At 51.5% G+C, this 19,839-nt stretch carries 20 protein-coding genes; 4 read left to right on the plus strand and 16 right to left on the minus strand.

Annotated features, from left to right (window positions below; translation table 11 throughout):
- Nucleotides 1-677: 677 nt before the first annotated feature.
- The 3 genes from ACFQ03_RS11260 to ACFQ03_RS11270 all read right to left on the minus strand — a co-directional run bounded on the left by ACFQ03_RS11260 (nt 678) and on the right by ACFQ03_RS11270 (nt 4,696).
- Nucleotides 678-1,730 (minus strand): flavin-containing monooxygenase, encoded by a 1,053-nt coding sequence (locus tag ACFQ03_RS11260; RefSeq protein WP_379288242.1) that lies wholly within the window; start codon nt 1,728-1,730, stop codon nt 678-680.
- A gap of 157 nt (nt 1,731-1,887) precedes the next feature.
- Nucleotides 1,888-3,831: an ATP-binding cassette domain-containing protein gene (locus tag ACFQ03_RS11265; protein ID WP_379288192.1), complete on the minus strand. Its 1,944-nt coding sequence runs from the start codon at nt 3,829-3,831 to the stop codon at nt 1,888-1,890.
- Nucleotides 3,815-4,696: an energy-coupling factor ABC transporter ATP-binding protein gene (locus ACFQ03_RS11270; RefSeq protein ID WP_379288194.1), complete on the minus strand. Its 882-nt coding sequence runs from the start codon at nt 4,694-4,696 to the stop codon at nt 3,815-3,817. Before ACFQ03_RS11270 ends, ACFQ03_RS11265 begins: the two co-directional genes overlap by 17 nt.
- A 104-nt stretch (nt 4,697-4,800) precedes the next feature.
- Between ACFQ03_RS11270 and ACFQ03_RS11275 the strand changes: the two genes are divergently transcribed.
- The gene (locus ACFQ03_RS11275) at nt 4,801-5,397 is read left to right on the plus strand and encodes a biotin transporter BioY (RefSeq protein ID WP_144939889.1); all 597 of its coding nucleotides are present in this window, start codon (nt 4,801-4,803) and stop codon (nt 5,395-5,397) included.
- A 433-nt stretch (nt 5,398-5,830) separates the two neighbouring features.
- Here ACFQ03_RS11275 and ACFQ03_RS11280 read toward each other — a convergent pair whose 3' ends face one another.
- The 3 genes from ACFQ03_RS11280 to ACFQ03_RS11290 all read right to left on the minus strand — a co-directional run bounded on the left by ACFQ03_RS11280 (nt 5,831) and on the right by ACFQ03_RS11290 (nt 8,389).
- Nucleotides 5,831-6,466: an XTP/dITP diphosphatase gene (locus ACFQ03_RS11280; protein WP_379288196.1), complete on the minus strand. Its 636-nt coding sequence runs from the start codon at nt 6,464-6,466 to the stop codon at nt 5,831-5,833.
- Nucleotides 6,453-7,208, minus strand: a complete 756-nt coding sequence (gene rph, locus ACFQ03_RS11285) for a ribonuclease PH (RefSeq protein ID WP_144939893.1) — start codon at nt 7,206-7,208, stop codon at nt 6,453-6,455. Before rph ends, ACFQ03_RS11280 begins: the two co-directional genes overlap by 14 nt.
- 131 nt (nt 7,209-7,339) lie before the next feature.
- Nucleotides 7,340-8,389, minus strand: a complete 1,050-nt coding sequence (locus ACFQ03_RS11290; protein ID WP_144939895.1) for a GerMN domain-containing protein — start codon at nt 8,387-8,389, stop codon at nt 7,340-7,342.
- 181 nt (nt 8,390-8,570) lie between these two features.
- Here ACFQ03_RS11290 and ACFQ03_RS11295 point away from each other — a divergent pair, with 181 nt between their 5' ends.
- A complete protein-coding gene (locus tag ACFQ03_RS11295) occupies nt 8,571-9,122 on the plus strand; it encodes a phosphatidylglycerophosphatase A family protein (RefSeq protein ID WP_379288199.1) in 552 nt (183 codons plus the stop codon).
- Between the two features lie 35 nt (nt 9,123-9,157).
- Here the strand turns inward: ACFQ03_RS11295 and ACFQ03_RS11300 are convergent, their stop codons facing one another.
- The 4 genes from ACFQ03_RS11300 to ACFQ03_RS11315 form a co-directional block, all read right to left on the minus strand.
- Entirely contained in the window at nt 9,158-10,159 is a 1,002-nt protein-coding gene (locus ACFQ03_RS11300; RefSeq protein ID WP_379288201.1) for an MBL fold metallo-hydrolase, read from the minus strand.
- The gene (locus ACFQ03_RS11305) at nt 10,156-10,899 is read right to left on the minus strand and encodes a class I SAM-dependent methyltransferase (RefSeq protein WP_144939901.1); all 744 of its coding nucleotides are present in this window, start codon (nt 10,897-10,899) and stop codon (nt 10,156-10,158) included. The genes ACFQ03_RS11300 and ACFQ03_RS11305 overlap by 4 nt, the downstream gene beginning before the upstream one ends.
- 1,407 nt (nt 10,900-12,306) lie before the next feature.
- Nucleotides 12,307-12,531 (minus strand): helix-turn-helix domain-containing protein, encoded by a 225-nt coding sequence (locus ACFQ03_RS11310; RefSeq protein WP_144939903.1) that lies wholly within the window; start codon nt 12,529-12,531, stop codon nt 12,307-12,309.
- A 120-nt stretch (nt 12,532-12,651) separates the two neighbouring features.
- Nucleotides 12,652-13,296: a YhcN/YlaJ family sporulation lipoprotein gene (locus ACFQ03_RS11315; RefSeq protein WP_144939905.1), complete on the minus strand. Its 645-nt coding sequence runs from the start codon at nt 13,294-13,296 to the stop codon at nt 12,652-12,654.
- Between the two features lie 228 nt (nt 13,297-13,524).
- Between ACFQ03_RS11315 and ACFQ03_RS11320 the strand changes: the two genes are divergently transcribed.
- Complete coding sequence (locus ACFQ03_RS11320) at nt 13,525-14,529, plus strand: ketoacyl-ACP synthase III (RefSeq protein ID WP_144939907.1); 1,005 nt, start codon at nt 13,525-13,527, stop codon at nt 14,527-14,529.
- 67 nt (nt 14,530-14,596) lie between these two features.
- Complete coding sequence (locus tag ACFQ03_RS11325) at nt 14,597-15,577, plus strand: NAD(P)H-quinone oxidoreductase (protein WP_144939909.1); 981 nt, start codon at nt 14,597-14,599, stop codon at nt 15,575-15,577.
- Nucleotides 15,578-15,580: 3 nt separating this feature from the next.
- On the opposite strand, the gene ACFQ03_RS11330 is transcribed toward ACFQ03_RS11325, so the two are convergent.
- The 6 genes from ACFQ03_RS11330 to galU form a co-directional block, all read right to left on the minus strand.
- Nucleotides 15,581-15,859, minus strand: coding sequence for a hypothetical protein (locus ACFQ03_RS11330; protein ID WP_379288205.1), 279 nt, complete (start codon nt 15,857-15,859; stop codon nt 15,581-15,583).
- Entirely contained in the window at nt 15,856-16,188 is a 333-nt protein-coding gene (locus tag ACFQ03_RS11335; protein ID WP_144939913.1) for a restriction endonuclease subunit S, read from the minus strand. The genes ACFQ03_RS11330 and ACFQ03_RS11335 overlap by 4 nt, the downstream gene beginning before the upstream one ends.
- A gap of 20 nt (nt 16,189-16,208) precedes the next feature.
- The gene (locus tag ACFQ03_RS11340) at nt 16,209-16,496 is read right to left on the minus strand and encodes a nucleoside-diphosphate sugar epimerase (protein ID WP_144939915.1); all 288 of its coding nucleotides are present in this window, start codon (nt 16,494-16,496) and stop codon (nt 16,209-16,211) included.
- 81 nt (nt 16,497-16,577) lie between these two features.
- Nucleotides 16,578-17,957, minus strand: a complete 1,380-nt coding sequence (locus ACFQ03_RS11345) for a UDP-glucose dehydrogenase family protein (protein ID WP_379288207.1) — start codon at nt 17,955-17,957, stop codon at nt 16,578-16,580.
- A complete protein-coding gene (locus tag ACFQ03_RS11350) occupies nt 17,954-18,919 on the minus strand; it encodes an SDR family NAD(P)-dependent oxidoreductase (RefSeq protein ID WP_144939919.1) in 966 nt (321 codons plus the stop codon). Before ACFQ03_RS11350 ends, ACFQ03_RS11345 begins: the two co-directional genes overlap by 4 nt.
- The gene (gene galU / locus ACFQ03_RS11355; protein WP_144939945.1) at nt 18,916-19,812 is read right to left on the minus strand and encodes a UTP--glucose-1-phosphate uridylyltransferase GalU; all 897 of its coding nucleotides are present in this window, start codon (nt 19,810-19,812) and stop codon (nt 18,916-18,918) included. Before galU ends, ACFQ03_RS11350 begins: the two co-directional genes overlap by 4 nt.
- Between the last annotated feature and the right edge of the window lie 27 nt (nt 19,813-19,839).

Consider the following 19,839-nt stretch of genomic DNA (forward strand, 5'->3'; position numbering starts at 1 on the left):
AATCGAGTATTTAACGGGATCGGACCGAAGTATTTACAGCATTACCTGGATGAATTCTGTTTTCGTTTGAATAAGCAGTTGCAGAACGTCCCTATTTTTGAACATCTCGCCCGTGCTTGTTTAAGGACATCGATGGAAAGGCCATAAACATCGAAAAGAGTATCCTATCCCCCATGACTCGGTTTGATCACAGGGGTGGGATTGGTTTATGTGCATTTAGGGTTTTATGTGTAGTCAGGTTTTTATGTGCGCTCAGAGCTTTTATGTGTAGTCAGGGTTTGATGTGCATTCAGAGCTTTTATGTGTGGTCAGGGGAATATAGTTAGTTTTCATATGTATGTAAATTTATTCCTTTATTAATGTTGCACATTTGATCCAGGGATATTTCTGACGAAATGCCAAAGTTGCAATGGTTGGGTTAGTTTGGTTAGTTGGGGTCGTTGATGGTTACTATCTAACAGAACGTCGCGCCGTTTATTTTCTGAGCGAAGGGGATAACAGTCAGAAGCTTGCGAAAAGGGATATATGTAATATTTCTGGGTAAAGAATTCAACAAAAGGTATGGTTAAAGAAAATGAGTTGCACTTTGAAAAGGAACAAGCGCGGTGCATGGAGATACCGGTCTTACCCAGTTTCGCGAAACCAGACAATGGTTGACAGCCTAGTATGCAAACGTATCACATATTTGTTCGCAAATGATTAACGATATATTCCGCATCACTCCCAACCCCGGTTAACAAGGCGGAGGCGCGATTATATTGCCAAGGTAATCCTACATAATATAGATTTGGAACAGTTGTACTAACCCCCCGGCTATGGACCGGACGACCATTCTCGTCTAATACCCCGGGTATCTCCAGCCATGAATAATCCGGACGGAAGCCGGTTGCCCAAATGACGTTATCCGGGCTCAACTTCGTACCATCTTCAAACTCAATTTTTCCAGAACTAATCCTTACTGCCCTTGGTTTCATGCGGACTTGTCCGGTTCGGATCAACTGGGGGATGGGGCTTCCGAATACCGGGTCTTCCATCCGCCGAAGCTTTCGTCCCCAGAATAAATTTCCATCCGCTCTCAATAGACCCAGCTTATCCAGCCACCAAAAGACGCTTTTTCCCAACCACTGAAGCGGAAGGAATTTCATTCGATGACCCACCGATAAATAAACTTCTCTCTCCCCTGCTAATTCTGCAGCGATTTGTGCCCCCGAGTTTCCTCCGCCGACAACAAGGACGGCGCCTTCCTGCAATTGGGTTGAATTACGGTAAGAGGTGGAATGTAACTGCCTAACGGACATCGGAACTTCCTGAGAAAAGCCGGGAACATAAGGGCGTTGAAAAGGGCCTGTGGCGACTATGATCCTTCTTGCCTGAATGACTCCGGAAGCAGTCCAACAACGGAACCCGGAACCGTCCTGCTGTAAACGAATAAGTTCCGTATTTAGCTGTATATTGAGAGAAAACCTTTTGGCATAAGTTTGTAAATATCGAGCCACCTCATCTTTGCTTGGGTAACCATTCCCCTCTCCTGTCATTGCTAACCCGGGCAAGGAGCTGTAGTGTCTCGGAGTAAATAAAACCAGAGAATCGTATCTTGATTTCCAAACTGCCCCTATTTCCTCGTTTTTGTCTATGATTAAATAGGAGATGCCGGTTTGTTGTAAAAAATATCCCGCAGCAAGTCCAGCTTGTCCCGCTCCAATAACAAGAACATCCACATCTCTTTTCAACATTTTCATGACCCTCTTTCAAAGAGTATATTTAAATATGAACATATGGTCATATACCATTATATATTTTATATAGTTTTTGTCAATGGACTGAAGAATGTATGGATTACCGGCAAAAATAAATCCTGCGGCTCTTGCTCGCAGGATTGTATGTTTGTTAACTCCATTGCCGGATGAGGAAAAGCATGGCGAATATGAACAGGCCGCAAGCGATGAAAGTCCAATCCTTCGCCTCTATTTTCAGCATAACACCGGAAGTGCGCTTCATCCCGGTTCCGGTATATCCTCTAATCTCCATCGCCGATGAAAATTGATCAGCCAAATGAAGCAAAGAGGCAAGCAAGGGGATAAGAACTGCGGGTAGTTCACGCAAGGCTATTCGTCCGGGCTTGCTCCCGGATTTCGCTCTTGCTCTTGCAATTCTTGAGAAGCGTTCCCATTCCGAGAAAATTAGAGGAATAAATCGAAAGACCAGAGCAACGGACAGAGCCAAGGCTTCCACCGGAAGCCGGATACGTTTCAAGAAGGACAAACCTTGCTCCAATCCCTGCTTCATTCTCATGGAGCCGACAGCCAAGGGGAGCAGGGCTCCGATCAGCAGCAGACACCAGATTCGGGAAAGCTGCAGCATTGTTTGCTGAGCAGCCTGCATGGAAAAGCCGATGGACAGATGAAATCCATCAGTTCCATGCACGGATAGCCGTAACCCGGCCACAACGGAAGAGAGGACCATAAACAGTAAAAAGCCTGAAGCCAGTCGGCGGACAGGCCTCCACCCGGCTTTTGCCCCAACCAGCGCGGCAGCCGTAATGATTAACCCGGCGGCAACCCCCGCCCAAGAGCGCTGCAGCAAGATCCCTACGGATATTAACATATATACGACCCATATGGAACGGGGATCGCAGCTTTGCAGCCAGCTCTTGACCGGGGCTCCGGTGGCCGGCTTCGTCACGCTTGCCGTTTCCCGGGAAGCTGCCGTAGCTGCCGGAACAGGCTTGGCGACACACGGGTCATTGCCGACTCCCGGCATGGGCTCATTGCCTCGCTCGGTAGTACCGACTACAGATGCATTCTTGGTGCCTTGGGCGGTAGTGCCGACTACAGATGCATTACTTTTGCCTTGTGCGGTGGCGCTATCTCCTTGCGCAAGGCCGTTTTGCGCGGTAGGACCCGCTATCAGTGCCGGGTCATACCCTTGCGCAGTGGCACCGGCTATCGGCGACGGGCCGTTTTCCTGCGCGGCGGCGTCGCTTCCTGCCCGCGCATGAAGAGCAAGCGCGATTGCGGCGGCCAGTTGCTCCGGCGCAAGCCAGCCTGACGGCAGCTTAAGCCCCTGCCGCTTCAGCAGCTCGGCCGCCCGCAGCCCGTCCGGAGGCAGCAGGCCGGCCTCCAGCAGCAGCTCCGGGCGGCGCAGCAATTCCTCGCCGGGTACTGTCGCGGATACCTTTCCGTCATTGATAATCCATACAAAATCCGCCATAGGGAGGAAAGTATCCAGATCATGCGTAGCCAGTACTATTCCGGCACCGGTTTCCCTCTTCCACGTTTCAATGTACCGGGCAAACGATCCCAGCCCTTCCCCATCCAGGCCTGCGGTCGGTTCATCCAGCAGGAGCCACTCCGGGCGGCAGGCAAAGGCTGTAGCCAGAGCAACTCTTCGCTTCTGCCCCCCGCTAAGCGTTAACGGATTTTCCTCCAGAAGCTCTTCAGGAAGCCCAACTATCGAAAGCGCCTGGGCTATCCTTCGCTTCTCTTCCTCCGGGGACAGGCGGAGCGGTTTCAACGAATATTTGAACTCCTGCAGAACGGTCCGGGCGAATAGCTGCTGCTCGGGGCTTTGAAATACCAGGGCGCTTCTGCGGAGAATGTCCCGGCTTATCCGGCCCCTATTCCAGAAAGGCTCTCCCCCTAACGCTATCGTCCCTTCCGATGGCTCCGTCAATCCGGCCACAATATCCAGCAGCGTTGATTTTCCGGCGCCTGTACGTCCTACCAGCAAAGTTAGAGATCCGCTGTGCAAGGTTGACGTAACTTCCCTGAGCAGCCATGTCTCCTTATGCTTCGGCGAAGTAACGCCGATGCCTTCAAGCCGTAGATCCATAATTGTCCACCGCCTCGCCAAGTTGTTCCACAGTTACAGGCCACGAAGGAAGGCGAATGTTCCGCTTCCGCAAGGACCGGGCCACTTGTACGGCATACGGCTGCTCATACCCTAGTCGCTGACAGGGGGTAACGTCATCCGCATGCGAATGATTTTCCCGGCTTCTGTCTCTGTCTTGCGCTGTCACATCTTCTCCGTAGAAAAAGGAGGGGACTGTCCCATCGAACACAAGCTTCCCGCGGTCCAGCGCTACTACCCGATCCGCCCAGGCCAGCTCCTCCATCCATTGGGTAATCCAGATGATGGTCGTCCCCGCTCGCTTAAGCTCTTGCGCAATATGAAGCACATTAAGCCGGGAAGCCGGATCGAGCATGGCTGTCGCTTCGTCAAAGACAAGCACAGCCGTATCCGTAACCAACCAGCCGGCTACAGCCAGCAGCTGCTTCTGCCCTCCGGATAGCTCTCCAACCGGATGGTCGAGAGGCAAATTCAAACCAACACGGCTGAGCGCCTGCTCTGCTTTGTCCGGCATTTTTGCAGGCTCTACGGCCTCATTTTCCATAAGAAAACAAACATCCTCGTATAGAGTTTCGCCGACGATTTGCGCATCCGGCTGCTGCCCGATCATTCCTATCCGCCTTCCGTTGACCCATCCCTGCTTTATCGTACCCGCCGAAAGAGGACAGCTACCGGATAGAACTTTAGCCAGAGTGCTCTTTCCGCTGCCATTGCGCCCAACAATCCCGATCCATTCTCCTTTAGAGATGGAGATATGAATATCGGCGAGCACTTCATGACTTCCGCTCCCTTTTCGAAAATATACCGATGCTCCTTCTAGCAAAAACTTCCCGTCCACCGATTCCACGATTTTCCCGGAACCTCTTTTCCATATGTAGTCTTTGTGATAAAATGCGAATTGTTAACCATTAAATACATAAACAAGGTTAACAAACGAAAGGAGAATATGCAATGAAAACTTCGGCCGTTACGGTTCGCGGGTTGACCTTCAGCGCAATGTTCGCTGCTTTATTGGTCGTCCTCAGTTTTGTAACAATTTACACCGGTTTTTCCCCTGTACCCATTACTCTGCAAAATTTCGCCGTAATGCTGGCAGGTGCCATCCTCGGCGCCCGCTATGGATTGATAAGTATCGGGACGGTAGTTGTGTTAACCACCCTCGGTTTTCCACTGCTGCACGGAGCGGGAGGTCCGGGACTGATCTTTGGGCCCACCGGCGGTTTTATATGGGCATATCCGATATCCGCTTTGCTTATAGGTTTCTTTGTCAACCGAATTCAGGGAAGAGGTGTGGCCGCATTCATCCTGATCTTCGTAGTTATGTTCGCATTCGGTTCGCTTTTGCTGTACGTTACGGGTATCCCTTGGCTTGCTTATTCAAGTAAAATATCTTTCGGCAAAGCGCTCGCGATCGGCTGCTACCCTTACCTGCCAGGTGATGCTATCAAAGCATTCGCAGCTGCTCTTATTGTACTGCCGGTGCGAAAAATATTCCCCGCCTCCAGGCTCACAGAAGGCAACAGCCACATCATTCGTCGGGAGCCCTGATCTGCTTCCCGTTCAGCGCTTTCCACCAGTGTCAATAAACGGTTGGAATGCAGCTTGGAGGTGGCCGGCTGAGGGCCGAAAGGGTTTTGTAGCATGGACAGACATGAACTTTCTGGTTTATGCATATTTTTATGAGAAAAGCATATGCAGCCAATTCCTATGGCGAGTTCTTCCGCTATGTTCGAAGAAATGGGAGAGACCGATCGCCGAATGGAAGAAGCTTGAAATGTTACATCGATCAAAGTACGAGACAGAAACTGAATCCACAAAAAAAACCGCCCGGGCTTTAACACCCTGGGCGGAACCATGATCGTCCGTAAGCCGACCTTTCTCGCTGAACGGCGGGCAGGCACCTAAAGTGGAACCAGCCTTGATATTCTTGTTGCTGCTGCACTCTTTGGAGTTTAAAAATGATCATCGGCGAGTTCATGCTTTATTTTTTCAATTGCTCGAATAAGCTCTGCAATGCTCTGGCCCGATGGCTGATCCGGTTTTTCTCATCGAGGGACAATTCCGCCATGGAGCAATGATATTCCGGCAAGTAGAACAAGGGATCGTAACCGAATCCCCGATTCCCTCTGGCTTGCTTCAGAATATAACCCGGCACGCGTCCTTCCGCCTGATGCTTCGTGTCTGTGGCGGGATCATAAAGCACAAGCGCACAGACGAAGCTGGCTTCACTGAGGCATTCGGGATGCCCGTCTCCCGGGGATGCTTCGGCTGCAAGCTTATTCAGCTCGGACAACAGCTTGGCGTTATTGGCGCTATCCGATGCATTCTCTCCGGAATAACGCGCCGAATATACACCGGGGGCACCGTCTAAAGCATCGACGCATAGGCCCGAATCGTCCGCCAAGACAGGAACCCGAAGAACGTCCGCTATAGTGCTTGCTTTAATCCAAGCGTTATCGGCAAACGTTTCACCATCTTCAACAATGTCGGGCAACTGGTCGTAATCGGCCAGGCTCCGCACCGTCCATCCCAGCGGTTGAAACCAGTTGGCAAATTCCCTAACCTTGCCGGGATTGCCGGTGGCGATGACCAAGGTCTTTTCTTTAACTGGTTGCATGATTTCCCACCCCGATGCGGGAGGCGATATCGCCCAGCACCTTCTTCTGTTCTTCGATCAGCTGCCGGATTCCGGCTTCGGACACTGCAAGCAGCCCATCCAATTCGGTTCTGGAGAATGGGGCCTCTTCCCCGGTCCCTTGAATTTCTACGAATTTGCCGGAGCCCGTCATCACCACATTCATATCTACCTTGGCCGAGGAATCCTCAGCATAGTTTAAATCCAGGCAAACCTGCTGGTTGACGATCCCCACACTGACCGAAGCCAGAAAATCAGTTATCGGGTAAGCGGATAATGCTTGGTTCTTGAACAATTTATCAACCGCTATGGCCATAGCGACAAAAGCTCCGGTAATTGAGGTCGTCCTGGTGCCCCCATCCGCTTGGATGACGTCGCAGTCCAGCGTAATGGTTCGCTCACCCAAACGCTCCAAATCAACGACCGAGCGCAGAGCACGCCCGATCAGCCTCTGGATTTCCATCGTCCGGCCGCCCAGCTTGCCCTTCACCGATTCCCGCTGGTTACGGACCTGGGTTGCTCTCGGGAGCATCGAATACTCGGCATTTATCCAGCCCTTGCCCTGCCCTTTCATAAACGGAGGAACCCTGTCCTCTACGGTAGCGTTGCAGAGCACTTTCGTCTCTCCGACACTTATGAGCACAGATCCTTCCGCATATTTAACATAATGGGGAGTCAGAGACAGGGGTCTAAGTTGGTCGTACTGTCTTCCGTCAATTCTCATTCATGAAGTCCTCCTAAGCTTGCTAGATAGCACAATTACACAATTAGAGTATACCTCATTTTACCAAAGCCTATGAGGAAAATCATCCGAAGGCGAAAAAGGAAGCCCGAACTCCCCTTTTCGCCGCATCATTACATCTTCAGATCATTGACGTGGGCAGGACGACTGACCGGCTTTGCATAGTTTTGATCGTCGGTTGCACTGACCTTGGCTTCGCCATCCACCAGAATCTGAACCTGGCTGGCTCCCGTATTTTCAGTGACCGACAGAACGATCGAATTGACCGCTTCGGGAGTCGTCTTGTCGTTTTCATTCAACAAACTGGCATCAAAATTAATCGTTACGAGCTCGTTATCCTCCGAGTTCTCCACTTCCAACACCTTGGCTGAGGCGGACAGCACCGGCAGCATTCCTTTATTGGCACCCGGGCCTTTAATCAACTCCTCCACGGCGGCCTGAACGATGTTGTCTGTCCGGTCTACCATACGTGTCACAGGGACGAAGTAGGTGAAATCGTCGGATGCTTTTTTCAGGAAATAGAGAGTGACCGGAGTCGAGCGGCCAAGATTGACCCCGCTTGCGACCTCCATATTGATGCCCAGATCCCGGCTCAGAGCCCCATTGATCGGAGTGTGATCGACCGGCATTTCCGTTAGCGGGTTGCCGTTGATGCTCAATTCCACCTGCTCAACCGTCGGGAATCCGGTCAGCGTCCAAGTAATGGCCTCCAGCAGCTTGCGCTCATCCTCTTTCTTATAATTTTGGAACGATTTATTGAAATCTACTGAAGCCGTCTTGGTTTCCTGATCGATATTTACCGTCATTTGCGTTCCTGCCGGAAGCAGAGCGGAGAAGCCTTCGGGAAGAAGCGCCTCTCCTGGTCCGCCTTCCACCATGTACTCAAGCGATTTTCTTGCAATCCCTTCCTCCCAGGGAAGATTCAAGCTGATCGGCGCGACAAACCCTTTGTCATCCTTGAAATATAAAGTTGCCCTGAACGTATTACCGGCCTGTTCCTGAGCTGCCGTTTCGTTAACCGTCCGGTTCATCATCTCTTCGGCGCTAACCGGCGGCGGATCTATAAATTGGCTCTCTTCCGACTTGTTAGCGGAACAACCCGTGACCAGCAAGATGATGGCTCCAGTAATGGCAGCCCTGCGCACCCCTTTCGTTACGGCCATTGTTTTTACCTCCTCCAGTGTGGTTAATGTAGTAATATGTATACGAGCTGTCCCGCATTTTATAACTACTTTTTGTCCACAATAGTAAAACGTGTTTCCGGAAGAAGGCGGCCCTGGCAGCCTTAATGGACTATAGTGCCGAAATCGATAGAAAAGGAACTAGAGGAAGGGGGATCCGGTTATGAAAAAATACAGTCTGGACAGCCGGAAAGTAGAGCAAGCCATGAATGACTGGCTTCATAAACGGGGCGTGCAAAGGACGGACATCGCGGAACTGGTTATGTATCTTCAGCAAGGATATTATAGCGATTTGACTTTGGAGGAATGCTTGGCAAGTGTGGAGAAAGTGCTGGCCAAGCGGGAAGTTCAGAATGCCGTGCTGACTGGAATCCAGCTGGATTTATTAGCGGACCAGGGCAAGCTGTTCTCCCCTCTGCAGGATATGATTGAGAATGATGAAGGCTTGTATGGCTGCGATGAAGTGCTGGCTTTATCCATTGTCAACATATACGGAAGTATCGGCTTTACCAATTTCGGATATTTGGATAAAGTGAAGCCGGGAATCATCGGCAAACTGAACAAAAAGGGCGGCCCGATGGTCCATACGTTCCTCGATGATATCGTCGGAGCGATCGCAGCGTCCGCTGCAAGCAGCATCGCCCATAATAAACAGAAGATTGCGGAGGAGAAGAACGCCCGTCAGGCGGAGCCTACGGACGGATCGGAAATATAGCAAAAAAACAAGTCTGGGGACACGCCTTCCCAGACTTATTTTTTGCTGCTTGTATATAGATGGATGCCGTCTTGCGTCTGCTCGGCTACACGCTCGGCCCTGTGCAAATATATAACATGAGCCAGCGTTTCAGCCATGGCGAAGCGAAGCTGGTGCATCGTCAGCCGCTCTCCGAAGACCTCGCGGCACAGCTGATAGACCGTTAACGTACTCCGCAAGCGCTCCTCCATCTCCGCAAGACGTTCTTCATGATGCTTGATCAAGGCCACTGCCCTTTCAGCGAACGAATCGAAAGGATCCCGATGACCGGGGTAAGCCCATCTCACTTCGTACCTGTTCATTTCAGACAAGCTGTTCAGGTAAGAGTGCAGAGGATTATCCTCCGTGTCGGGAATGAAGCTGACATTGGGAGAGATTCTCGGCAGAACATGATCACCGCAGAACATTTCTTGCCGCTCCCGGTCATAAAAGCAGACATGGCCGTAAGCATGGCCGGGGGTATGAATCATTTCACAACTCCGTGTCCCTATAAGGAACGGTTGTTCAAGGTTATAAAAGCTTACTTGAGCAGGCATGGGATGGACGAGCGGAAGGAAGCTTTCGAAATGCCCGTGAAGCTTGGCCGCTGTGTCCTCATCCATTCCATGATGAATAAACAAATCATAAATTTGTCCGTTCATCGGGAAGCTACCGGACCACATCCGTTCCGCCTGCCGTTGACCTTCCTCCGAAATCCATACGGGAGCCCCGCTCCGCTCCTGAAACCATCCGGCCAACCCGTAATGGTCGGGGTGATGATGGGTCAGAACGATCCGCTCAATATCGCCGTAGCCTATTCCGTACTTCCTTAATGCTTCCTCCCACACCTGCTCCGCTTCGGGGGTATGTAAACCGGGATCAATCAAAGTATAGCCGTCACGTCCCCGAACCAGATAGCTGTTAACCCATCTAAGGGGGAAGGGAAGAGGTACTTTCACCCGAATCGGCATTCCAGGCTCGGGCGGGTCCATCGCTAAGAGATCATCTATACGGCTCATCGGCCACTTCCTGCTTTCCGCCCGATCATGATCAGCCGAGGAGAGGTTTTCTCATCATAGTCCGCCCCTTGGTAGTCCCCGTAGACTTGTTGGATCATCAGTCCGGCTTCCTTACACATGAGGTCAAAATCCTCGAGCCGGTAAAGCTTGACCTGTTCCATATAACTCCGGTCCCTGCGCCCGGATTCGGAGATGGTGATTTGTTTGCGCACATATCCATCCTCGATCGTTCTTCTCTCATCGATGATTAATCCCGCTTCTTCCCGCACGGAATGCGGAACCAGATTAAGGGCGACATGCTCCGCGTTCAAATAATCGATCAGAAATCGCCCGCCCGACACCAGCAAACGGCTAATCTCGCCAAGCACCTTGGTATTCTCCCGGTCATCATTAAAATAGCCGAAGGAGGTAAACCAGTTGACAACAGCATCGTAGCCCCCGTCTGCCGGCACCTCTCTCATATCTCCCTGCAGCCAGTCAATGCGGCCTTCCGTGTCCCGGCGTTTCGCCTCACGGAGCAGTGCCTCGGACAAATCCATACCGGTCACGCGGAATCCCAGATCGGCCAGAGCCAAGGAGTGACGCCCCATTCCGCAGCACAGATCAAATACGGAAGCCCCCGGCTCCAGGTCCAGCCAGCCGATCATTCGTCCGACCTCCTCCCGGGCCTCCTGCATGTCTCTGTGCTTGTAAACCATTAAATAATCTTCCCCGAAGCTTTTTTCATACCATTCTGTCATGTTACATTCTCCTGTACTTTCCAGTAGGTTTTACCTTTTATTGTACCGTTAATCTTCAGCCCCGGCAACGAGATTTGCCTCTCTCCCAAAAGCCTGCACTGATCGCCCTACTCTTCGTTCACGAATTTCGTCCCTTCTTTTCCGTAGTACTTGGAAAGAAACCACCACTAGATGCATTATGTTAACTGAACCAAAGTATTATAACGGTTATCCCAGTTACTCAGTTACTCAGTCCCTCGTTCTTTGTCCTTTCGGTCGCTAACCCATTCACTCAGCAGCTTTTGTACTTAGACCTGTACCTCCTTCACCGCCCTTTTGACTGTTATCCCATTTGCTCAGTAACGCTCATGCTGTTTTGTCTCCTTCTCGTGTTCTTTTGACGGTTATCCCAATTACTCAGTTACTCAGTTACCTAGTTACTCAGTTTCTCAGTCCCTCGTTCTTCGTCCTTTCGGTCGCTATCCCATTCACTCAGCAGCTTTTGTACTTAGACTTGTACCTCCTTCACCGGCCCTTTGACTGTTATCCCATTTGCTCAGTAACGCTCATGCTGGATAGTCTCATTCTCGAGTTCTTTTGACGGTTATCCCAATTACTCAGTTACTCAGTTACTCAGTTACCCAGTTACTCAGTTTCTCAGTCCCTCGTTCTTTGTCCTTTCGGTCGCTATCCCATTCACTCAGCAGCTTTTGTACTTAGACTTGTACCTCCTTCGCCGCCCCTTTGACTGTTATCCCATTTGCTCAGTAACGCTCATGCTGAATAGTCTCATTCTCGAGATCTTTTGACTATTATCCCATTCGTTCAGAATGTTCTGGGGAGTAAATTGGCTCGAACTACTATGGGAGGAGACTATTTCGGGTTATCTGTATTAATTTTGAACAATGTTTGGAGCCCAGCCGATGGAATCCGGAACGTTCATCCTTTTCTGAGACTAGTGGATAATGTCCAAAGACCTCGGGGAAACCATTCGGAATCGATGGAATCCGAAGTGCTCATCCTTTCTGAGACAAGGGGATAATTGTCCAAAGGCATCGGGGAAACCATTCGGAATCGATGGAATCCGGAACGTTCAACCTGTTCTGAGGCAAGGGGATAATAGTCCGAAGGCATCGGGGAAACCAATCGGAATCGCGATGGAGAGGTAATCGGAAAAAGGTAAAATGGAATGACATCGGAGCACATTTCTTTTTCCCTTAGGGTCATACTCGTTTTGGATAAAGTTCTGCTGTTAGCTTATGCTCGAGGGGGGGTTTAGGAGTTGAAGTCGCGCCAAACGAAAAGAGGAGGTCAGGCTGCTATACTCTCGAAAATCGGACAAATTAAAGCCTTCCCCTTGCTCTCCCCCCCGGAACGGGAGAACAGAAGGAAAGGCTTCTGGCCGAAACCGCCTTGCATGGCTTGCCCTTAAATTTTTATTTCCCCTAGCTTAATGAGCTCAACTACCGCTTGTGAACGACCTTTAACATTTAATTTTTGCATGACATTCGATATATGATTTCGCACAGTTTTCTCGCTGATAAACAGCTGCTGCGCGATATCCTTGGTCGTTTTATCCTGGACCAGCAGTTCAAAGACTTCTCGTTCACGGTGAGTTAACAAAAACTTGCTCTTATGATCGCTGCCCTTCATAGATGTGTCACCCCTCCTTGCTCGGGATTTATATAAGTTACAAGGTAAAGGGATACAGTCAAATTTATACTATGAAAGGCTAGCAATGTTGGTGCTTTGTTCCCTAAAAATAGGCGACCGCTAAGGCGTCACAGCCGGTTGATCGGTAGTCACTCTCGTTGGAAAAATACGCTCGACCATCGTGCTGAATTCTTTCACGAAACCGCTCAAGGGGCGGCCTTCCTGAAAATCCTTCGCGTATACATTCATCCGCTCGACAAAATCCGGATTGGCTGAAACATAAACGTCTTTAACATTGGCGTTCACCGACTTAACTTTATCGGCTATTTTTTGCTTCACTTCCGGAGTGACGTCTCCAATGATGGACGGGTTGGCCTGATCGGTGTTTGCTACTGAGGAGCCCGTATGCAGGTTTACGGCTACATAGGCATTGTTATCGGTAATAAGCACATTGGCGGTCTCCACCTCATCCAAGGAAGCGACGGCATCGGCGACTTGTTGGCTCATCTCCATCGTGGAATTGGCATTGATCCGGCTTCTTTCCATCACCCGGTCGTTAGTATTGTACGGAGTCGTCGTCGCATTGGGGATCGTTCCGTCCCCCACCCGATTCTCTCCATACGGATTAGCTTGATCCAGTCCCCTTTGGTTAATCGGAGTCGCTCCTTGTCTGGTCTCTGCTCCGCAGCCGGTTAAGCTTAACACAGCCGCAGCCGAAACCAGAACGAGGGTCAGCGCCACTTTTTTAACAGGATATAGATTCACTTTATCAGCCCCTTCATATGGTGTTTAGACTTAATAGTCGTTCGTAGTTTGTGCATTCAGCGGAAAAATATGCTTAATTATGTCTGGCGAGTGGAAGGTAAACCGGGGACGCTTTAAAAAGAAATTGACGATGGTGTGATTTTTTTGTAACCTAATATTAGTACCTAGTGATAATAGTTGGTCCCAATAAAGGTTGGAATTTCAAATTAATGTAGAGAAAAAGGAGCGATGATCATGTCCCATCATGCTGCCGTTACGGCCATCGGAAGCAGCGTCCCGGAACGAATTCTTGATAATAAGGCGTTGGAACAAATGATCGACACAAGCGATGAATGGATTGTGCAGAGAACGGGAATCAAGGAACGCAGGATAGCTTCCGAGGATCAGTTTACGAGCCACCTGTGTGCTAATGCAGTGGCACATATGATGAAGCAGTATAATAAGGAAGTCCGGGATTGCGATTTCATTATCGCCTGCACCCATACACCCGATCTGCCTTTCCCTATGGTATCCTCCATGCTGCAGAGCCGTTTCGGCATTGAACAGGCTGGAGCCATGGACTTGAATGCCACCTGCGCCGGATTTGTCTATGGGCTGCACCTTGCGGATACAATGATCCGCTCCGGAATGCATCGCAAAATTTTGGTCGTCGCTGGAGACACCATGTCTAAAATTACCGATTATACTGACCGGACCACATGTATCCTGTTTGGAGACGGAGCAGGCGCAGCGCTTGTTGAGAGACAGCCGGAATCCGGCTTTCTCGGTTATCATTTTGATACGGACGGAAATGGAGGCTCTCTTGTTTACCGAACGGGCCTGGCGAAGAACCTTAACGGTAATCCGCTCAAGGATTCCGGATTGTTCGTCCAGAACGGACGAGAAGTGTACAAATGGGCGGTTACCACTGTTCCTGCCGGGATGCGGAAAGTAGCAGAGAACAGCGGACTTGAGCTTGAGGATGTGGATTGGTTCATTCCGCACAGCGCCAACCTGCGAATGATTGAATCCATCTGCGAGAAGAGCGGATTCCCGATGGACAGAACTTTGTACAGCCTTGTCCATTACGGCAACACCTCCGCGGCCACCATCCCTCTTGCTTGGGACCAAGCGGTAAGGGACGGCAAAATAAAGCCCGGTGACCGCGTAATGCTGTACGGCTTTGGCGGCGGGCTTGTCCAAGCAGGCCTGTTGATCCGATGGGGAGGACTTCCTGTTAAGTTTGCGAAATAAGGAAGGAAGGGTAGAATAGTTGAAAGATAATGATTAGGCTTCAATAAGCTTAAACAGGAGGAAAACAATGAAAGCTGTATGGTTGGATCCCGAAACTCGTCTCTTGAAAATCCGGGAATGGGAGGATCCTGTTCTTGAAGCAGACGGTCTGATCGTCCAGGTGAAAGCAACGGCGTTAAACCGCGCGGATCTGATGCAAAAGAGGGGCTTATACCCTCCGCCTAAGGGAGCCTCCCCTATCCTGGGGCTGGAGATGGCCGGAGAAGTGGTGCAAGTAGGCGGCAGCGTCAAGGATTGGAAGCCGGGTGACCGGGTATTCGCCCTGCTGCCGGGGGGCGGGTACGCGGAGAAGGTCAGCATTCCTGCAGGAATGGCCATGCCGATTCCCGACGGGTGGAGCTATGAACAAGCGGCGGCCGTACCCGAGGTCTTCCTGACAGCCTACTTGAACCTGTTTATGCTGGGAGGCTTAAGGGAAGGCAGCACCGTACTGATTCATGCGGGAGCTAGCGGTGTCGGCAGCGCAGCCATTCAGCTTGTCCGGGAGGCGGGCGCCGTGTCGATCGTCACGGCGGGGAGCCCTGAGAAATTAGAGGCTTGTCTTCGGCTTGGAGCCCACAAAGCGATCAACTATAAGGAGGGACCCTTCGCTCCCCAAGTTAAGGAGGCTACCGGGGGACTAGGCGTCGACCTGATTCTGGATTTGATTGGAGCCTCCTACTTCGAGCAGAATCTCGATTGCCTTGCCGTCAATGGCCGCCTTGTTCTAATCGGCCTCATGGGCGGAAGCCATATTCAAAATCTCGATTTAAACCGGCTGTTGATGCGCAGAATTCAGCTGATCGGCTCGACTCTTCGCTCCCGTCCGGTAACGGAAAAAATCGAGCTCACCCGGCAATTTAACGAATTCGCCTCCCGCCGCTTCGCGGAAGGACGAATGCAGCCTGTCATCGATTCCGTCTGGGAGCTGGAGCAGGTTAACGAGGCCCATGAGCGAATGGAGCGCAACGAAAATATCGGTAAAATCGTGCTGCGCACCCCGTGGTAGCCTTCACGAATCTCTGCGGCACATACATTCCGAGGCAAGCCAGGGGGATGCCGGCTTGCCTCTATACACCTCGCGGACTTTCAGAGTAAGCAGCCTTTCCGCGAGCACTCGCTGGTAGCCGGCAATTTCCTTCAAATATTTCTCCGCCAGTTCGGTATCCCCGTCCGTCCAACGGGCCGTTTCGGCCAAGCCTTCCAGCATGGCTGCTACCGCCCCCTGGCTGCGGACCAGCGATTCCAGAATATTCAGCTTAAGCTCGTTTTTCTTTTCCAGAAAAGTCATTGTCCGTTACCGCCCATGTCAAAAAATCCTCCCCCGAATGCGGGCTGCTCATTCCCTTCATGGCCCAGTATAATGCGCAAATTTCGGGCCAGCCCCATTTCAAGCTTGGTCATTCCACTCAGCAAATCAACCACCTGTTCATGAAATTCAAGAGAAAGCTTCACTTGGGATTCATGATCCTCTTCGAAATACGAAGGATGAATATGCTGATTAATCCACTTTCTGGACTTTTCCGCTTCAACGGCCTTCGCTTCCAGCATTACCGAGATGTTATGCTGCATCTTGGCCGTAGAATCCAGCATATACAAGTAAGAGTCCGACCTCTCCAATACGCTCCCCTCCTTGGACCTTATTCCTCGCCCGCCGGTTCTATTTCTTTCATCACAACGGTTAAATTATCCGCGATAGCCTCCTGTAGATCAGCTAATATGTTAAGATAGGAGGTCAAATTTTTGGTTACTCCAAGAGAATGCTGGGTTACGGCCTCCACTCCCTGAAAATTCATCTGAACATCGGGAATGGCCTCAATCACCTGAGCCATGTTGACCGTAATATAACGGGCAGATTCGATAATATCCGCCAGTTCTCCGTGTGATTTGGCCATATGCTCGATTATGGCGGTCACTCGAGATTGCATACCGATCCCCCCTTATTCTCACACCATTATCTTATGATAGTACTTCTGTAAAGGTTAAACGACTTTTACGTAACAACAGCCCTATTCCGACGAATCGCCAAGCCCGATTCCTTCATACTGAAAGCCCATCTCCCTTAATTGGCCGGCATCCCATACATTCCGGGTATCCAGCAGATAGCTTCCCCTCATCCGGGAACGAATCTGCTCCCAATCCGGTTCGATGTACTCTTGCCAATGGGTTAGAAGGACGAGTGCATCCGAACGGTCCGCCGTTTCCTCTAACGATGTGCAGTACCGGACAGGCAAATCGGGGTTCACTCTCCGGAACATGGGAATGCCTTGGGGATCATGGGCTTTAATATCCGCCCCAAGCTCCGCCAGCTGCCGGATAATAGAAGCCGCCTGGGTTATCCGCGCGTCATCGGTATCCGGCTTGAAGGTCAAACCCAGGATCCCTACCGTCTTGCCGTACAAACTTCTCAGCCGGCGGCGGATCTTGGCGACCACGTAACGATGCATCGCCTGATTGGCTTCTACGGCCGCTCGCACTACCGTCAGCTCGCAGCCATATTTGGCGCTCGTAGCCAGCAGCTCGGACGTATCCTTCGGGAAGCAGCTTCCACTCCACCCGCTGGATGCCTGCAGAAACCGGCTGCCGATCCGCGAATCCAACCCCATTCCCCGCGCTACTTCCCTGACATTGGCTCCAAGTGCTTCGCAAACCTGGGCAATTTCGTTAATGTAGCTTATTTTCACCGCCAGGAAAGCGTTGGAGGCATATTTGATCAGCTCGGCGCTCCGCGGATCGGTCTCCATATATGCGCTCCGCGTCTTGTTCCGGGGATAATGATCCTTGAGGAAGGCCTGCAGGGCTTCGGGATAGCGTCGCTCTATGAATGGGAGATACAAGTCTCGCATTATTTCGCCCGACCGCCTGTCGCTCACCCCGACGACGATTCTTTCCGGATGGAAAACATCCTCAACGGCCAAGCCTTCGCGCAGAAATTCGGGATTGCTGACGACGGATACTTGCCTGCCTGCCTCCCATCCTTCGTCTTCCAGCAAGGAAACCGCAAGCCCTGCCGTACCTACGGGCACAGTCGATTTGTTCACAATCACCGTCAGCCTAGCGGGATCCAGATGCCGTGCAATGGAGGATACCGCTTGACGGTAATAAGTCAAATCGGCCGAGCCCCCGGGAGCCGAGGGAGTTCCGACGCAGATAAACACAGCATCGGCCTCCCGGACGGCTTCATAGGACATCGAGGAGAACAATGTCCTCCCTGCTGTCATCTTTATCAATTCCCCCAGCCCCGGCTCATAGATCGGGCTGTTTCCCAAGGCTATCTGTTCGACCTTCATCCGGTCCATATCCACAACCGTTGTCTTGTAACCTAACGCCGCTAATGCAGCCGCAGTTACGCTGCCCACATAACCGGCTCCGATGCAGACTATCTTCATTCCGCTCCCTCCTTGGACAGGACAGAGCGATAAGCGGCGATCGTCCGTCTGAGGCCTTCTTCTAATGTGACGCTCGGCCTCCAGTTCAACAGCTTAATCGCCTTATCGATACGGGGATTTCGCTGCTTCGGATCGTCCTTCGGAAGCGGCCGGAAGATAATCGGACTATCCGATCCCGCCAGCTTCCGAATCAGCCGGGCCAAATCGAGAATGGAAATCTCCCCGGGATTTCCAAGATTTATGACCTCTCCATCGGCCGCAGCCTCCCTCATCATGGAACGAAGCCCGCGAATCGTATCATCTATATAACAGAAGGAGCGGGTCTGACTGCCATCCCCGTATACCGTCATCGGCTGTGAGGTCAGCGCCTGCGTAACCAGGTTGGAAATTACCCTTCCGTCATCGTTACGCAGAGCGGCCGAATAAGTATTGAATAGCCGGGCGATGGCAACCCGAACTCCCCATCTCGAATAATACTCATAACAGTACACTTCCCCCAGCCGCTTCGATTCGTCATAACAGGCTCTGGGACCCATGGTCGTGACATGCCCGCGGTATTCCTCGGATTGGGGATGAACCTCGGGATCCCCATAAACCTCGCTTGTACTCGTGTACAGCAGCTTGGCGTTCCAAGTTCGTGCGAAATCGAGCATCCGTTTCGTTCCCAGCGTATTTGCGGCAATTGTCTCCAACGGATAAGCTTGATAGAATCGGGGAGATGCAGGGGAGGCCAAATGATAAATCTCCTCTACCCCCTGCACGTTCTCAAGGTCGGCCATTTCCGGCGAAGACACATCCGCATTAATAAACTGGAAGGACGGATGCGCCTCCAGCTCCTGCAGACGTTCCCTTAGACCGGTGCTCAAATTATCGATGGCTATCACCTGATACCCTTCCCGGATCAATTGCCGGGTAAGCTCCGAGCCCAGGAAGCCTGCCGCTCCCGTTACGACTGCTTTCATCCGTTCTCCCCTCTTCCGTCGCCTTCTTCCTCCGTCTGCAGAACGAACCTGCGCAGAAAATGGCGGAATTCCGTTCCAAGCAGCTCCCTGCGGGCGGCAAACTCCACCGTTGCCTTCAGAAATCCAAGTTTATCCCCGACGTCAAACAATCTTCCTTCGTATTGATAAGCTAGTAACGTATGATGCTTCGCCAGCATCTGCAGCGCATCGGTTAACTGAATTTCTCCCCCTGCATCTCTCTGGGTTCGTTCCAGAATTGGAAAAATGTCCGGCTCCAAAATATATCTTCCCGAGATGGCCAAATTCGTCGGCGGATTCTCCATGGGCTTCTCCACCAAGCGATCTACCGAATAGAGGCGTTCCCCGCACTGTGTTCCGTCTATGATCCCGTACTTCTCCGTTTCCGATGGCAGGACCTGCTCCACTCCCAGACAGGAATGTCCGTGCTGCTCATACACATCGATCAACTGCTTCAGGCACGGAACCGGTGCATCTATGATCATATCTCCCAGCAGGACCGCGAACGGCTCATCCCCGATAAATTTCCGCGCACACCATATGGCATGCCCAAGACCAACTGCCTCCCTCTGCCTGACATAATGGAGGTCCGCTAATTGTGCTACTTCCCTTACTTTATGCAATAACGAATCCTTGCCGCGCTCCGCCAGCAGAAGCTCCAGCTCCAGATTACGGTCGAAATGATCCTCAATGGAACGCTTGCTCTTGCCCGTCACAACGATAATATCCTGGATGCCGGAGGCCGCCGCTTCCTCAATAATATATTGAATAGCCGGCTTATCGACGATCGGCAGCATCTCCTTGGGCATCGCTATCGTGGCCGGAAGAAAACGGGTCCCGAGACCCGCCGCCGGAATCACCGCTTTGCGGACCATGGCTCCCACAGCTTCATCCCTCCTCAC

Source organism: Paenibacillus residui (assembly GCF_042677205.1).
GTDB lineage: Bacteria > Bacillota > Bacilli > Paenibacillales > NBRC-103111 > Paenibacillus_L > Paenibacillus_L residui.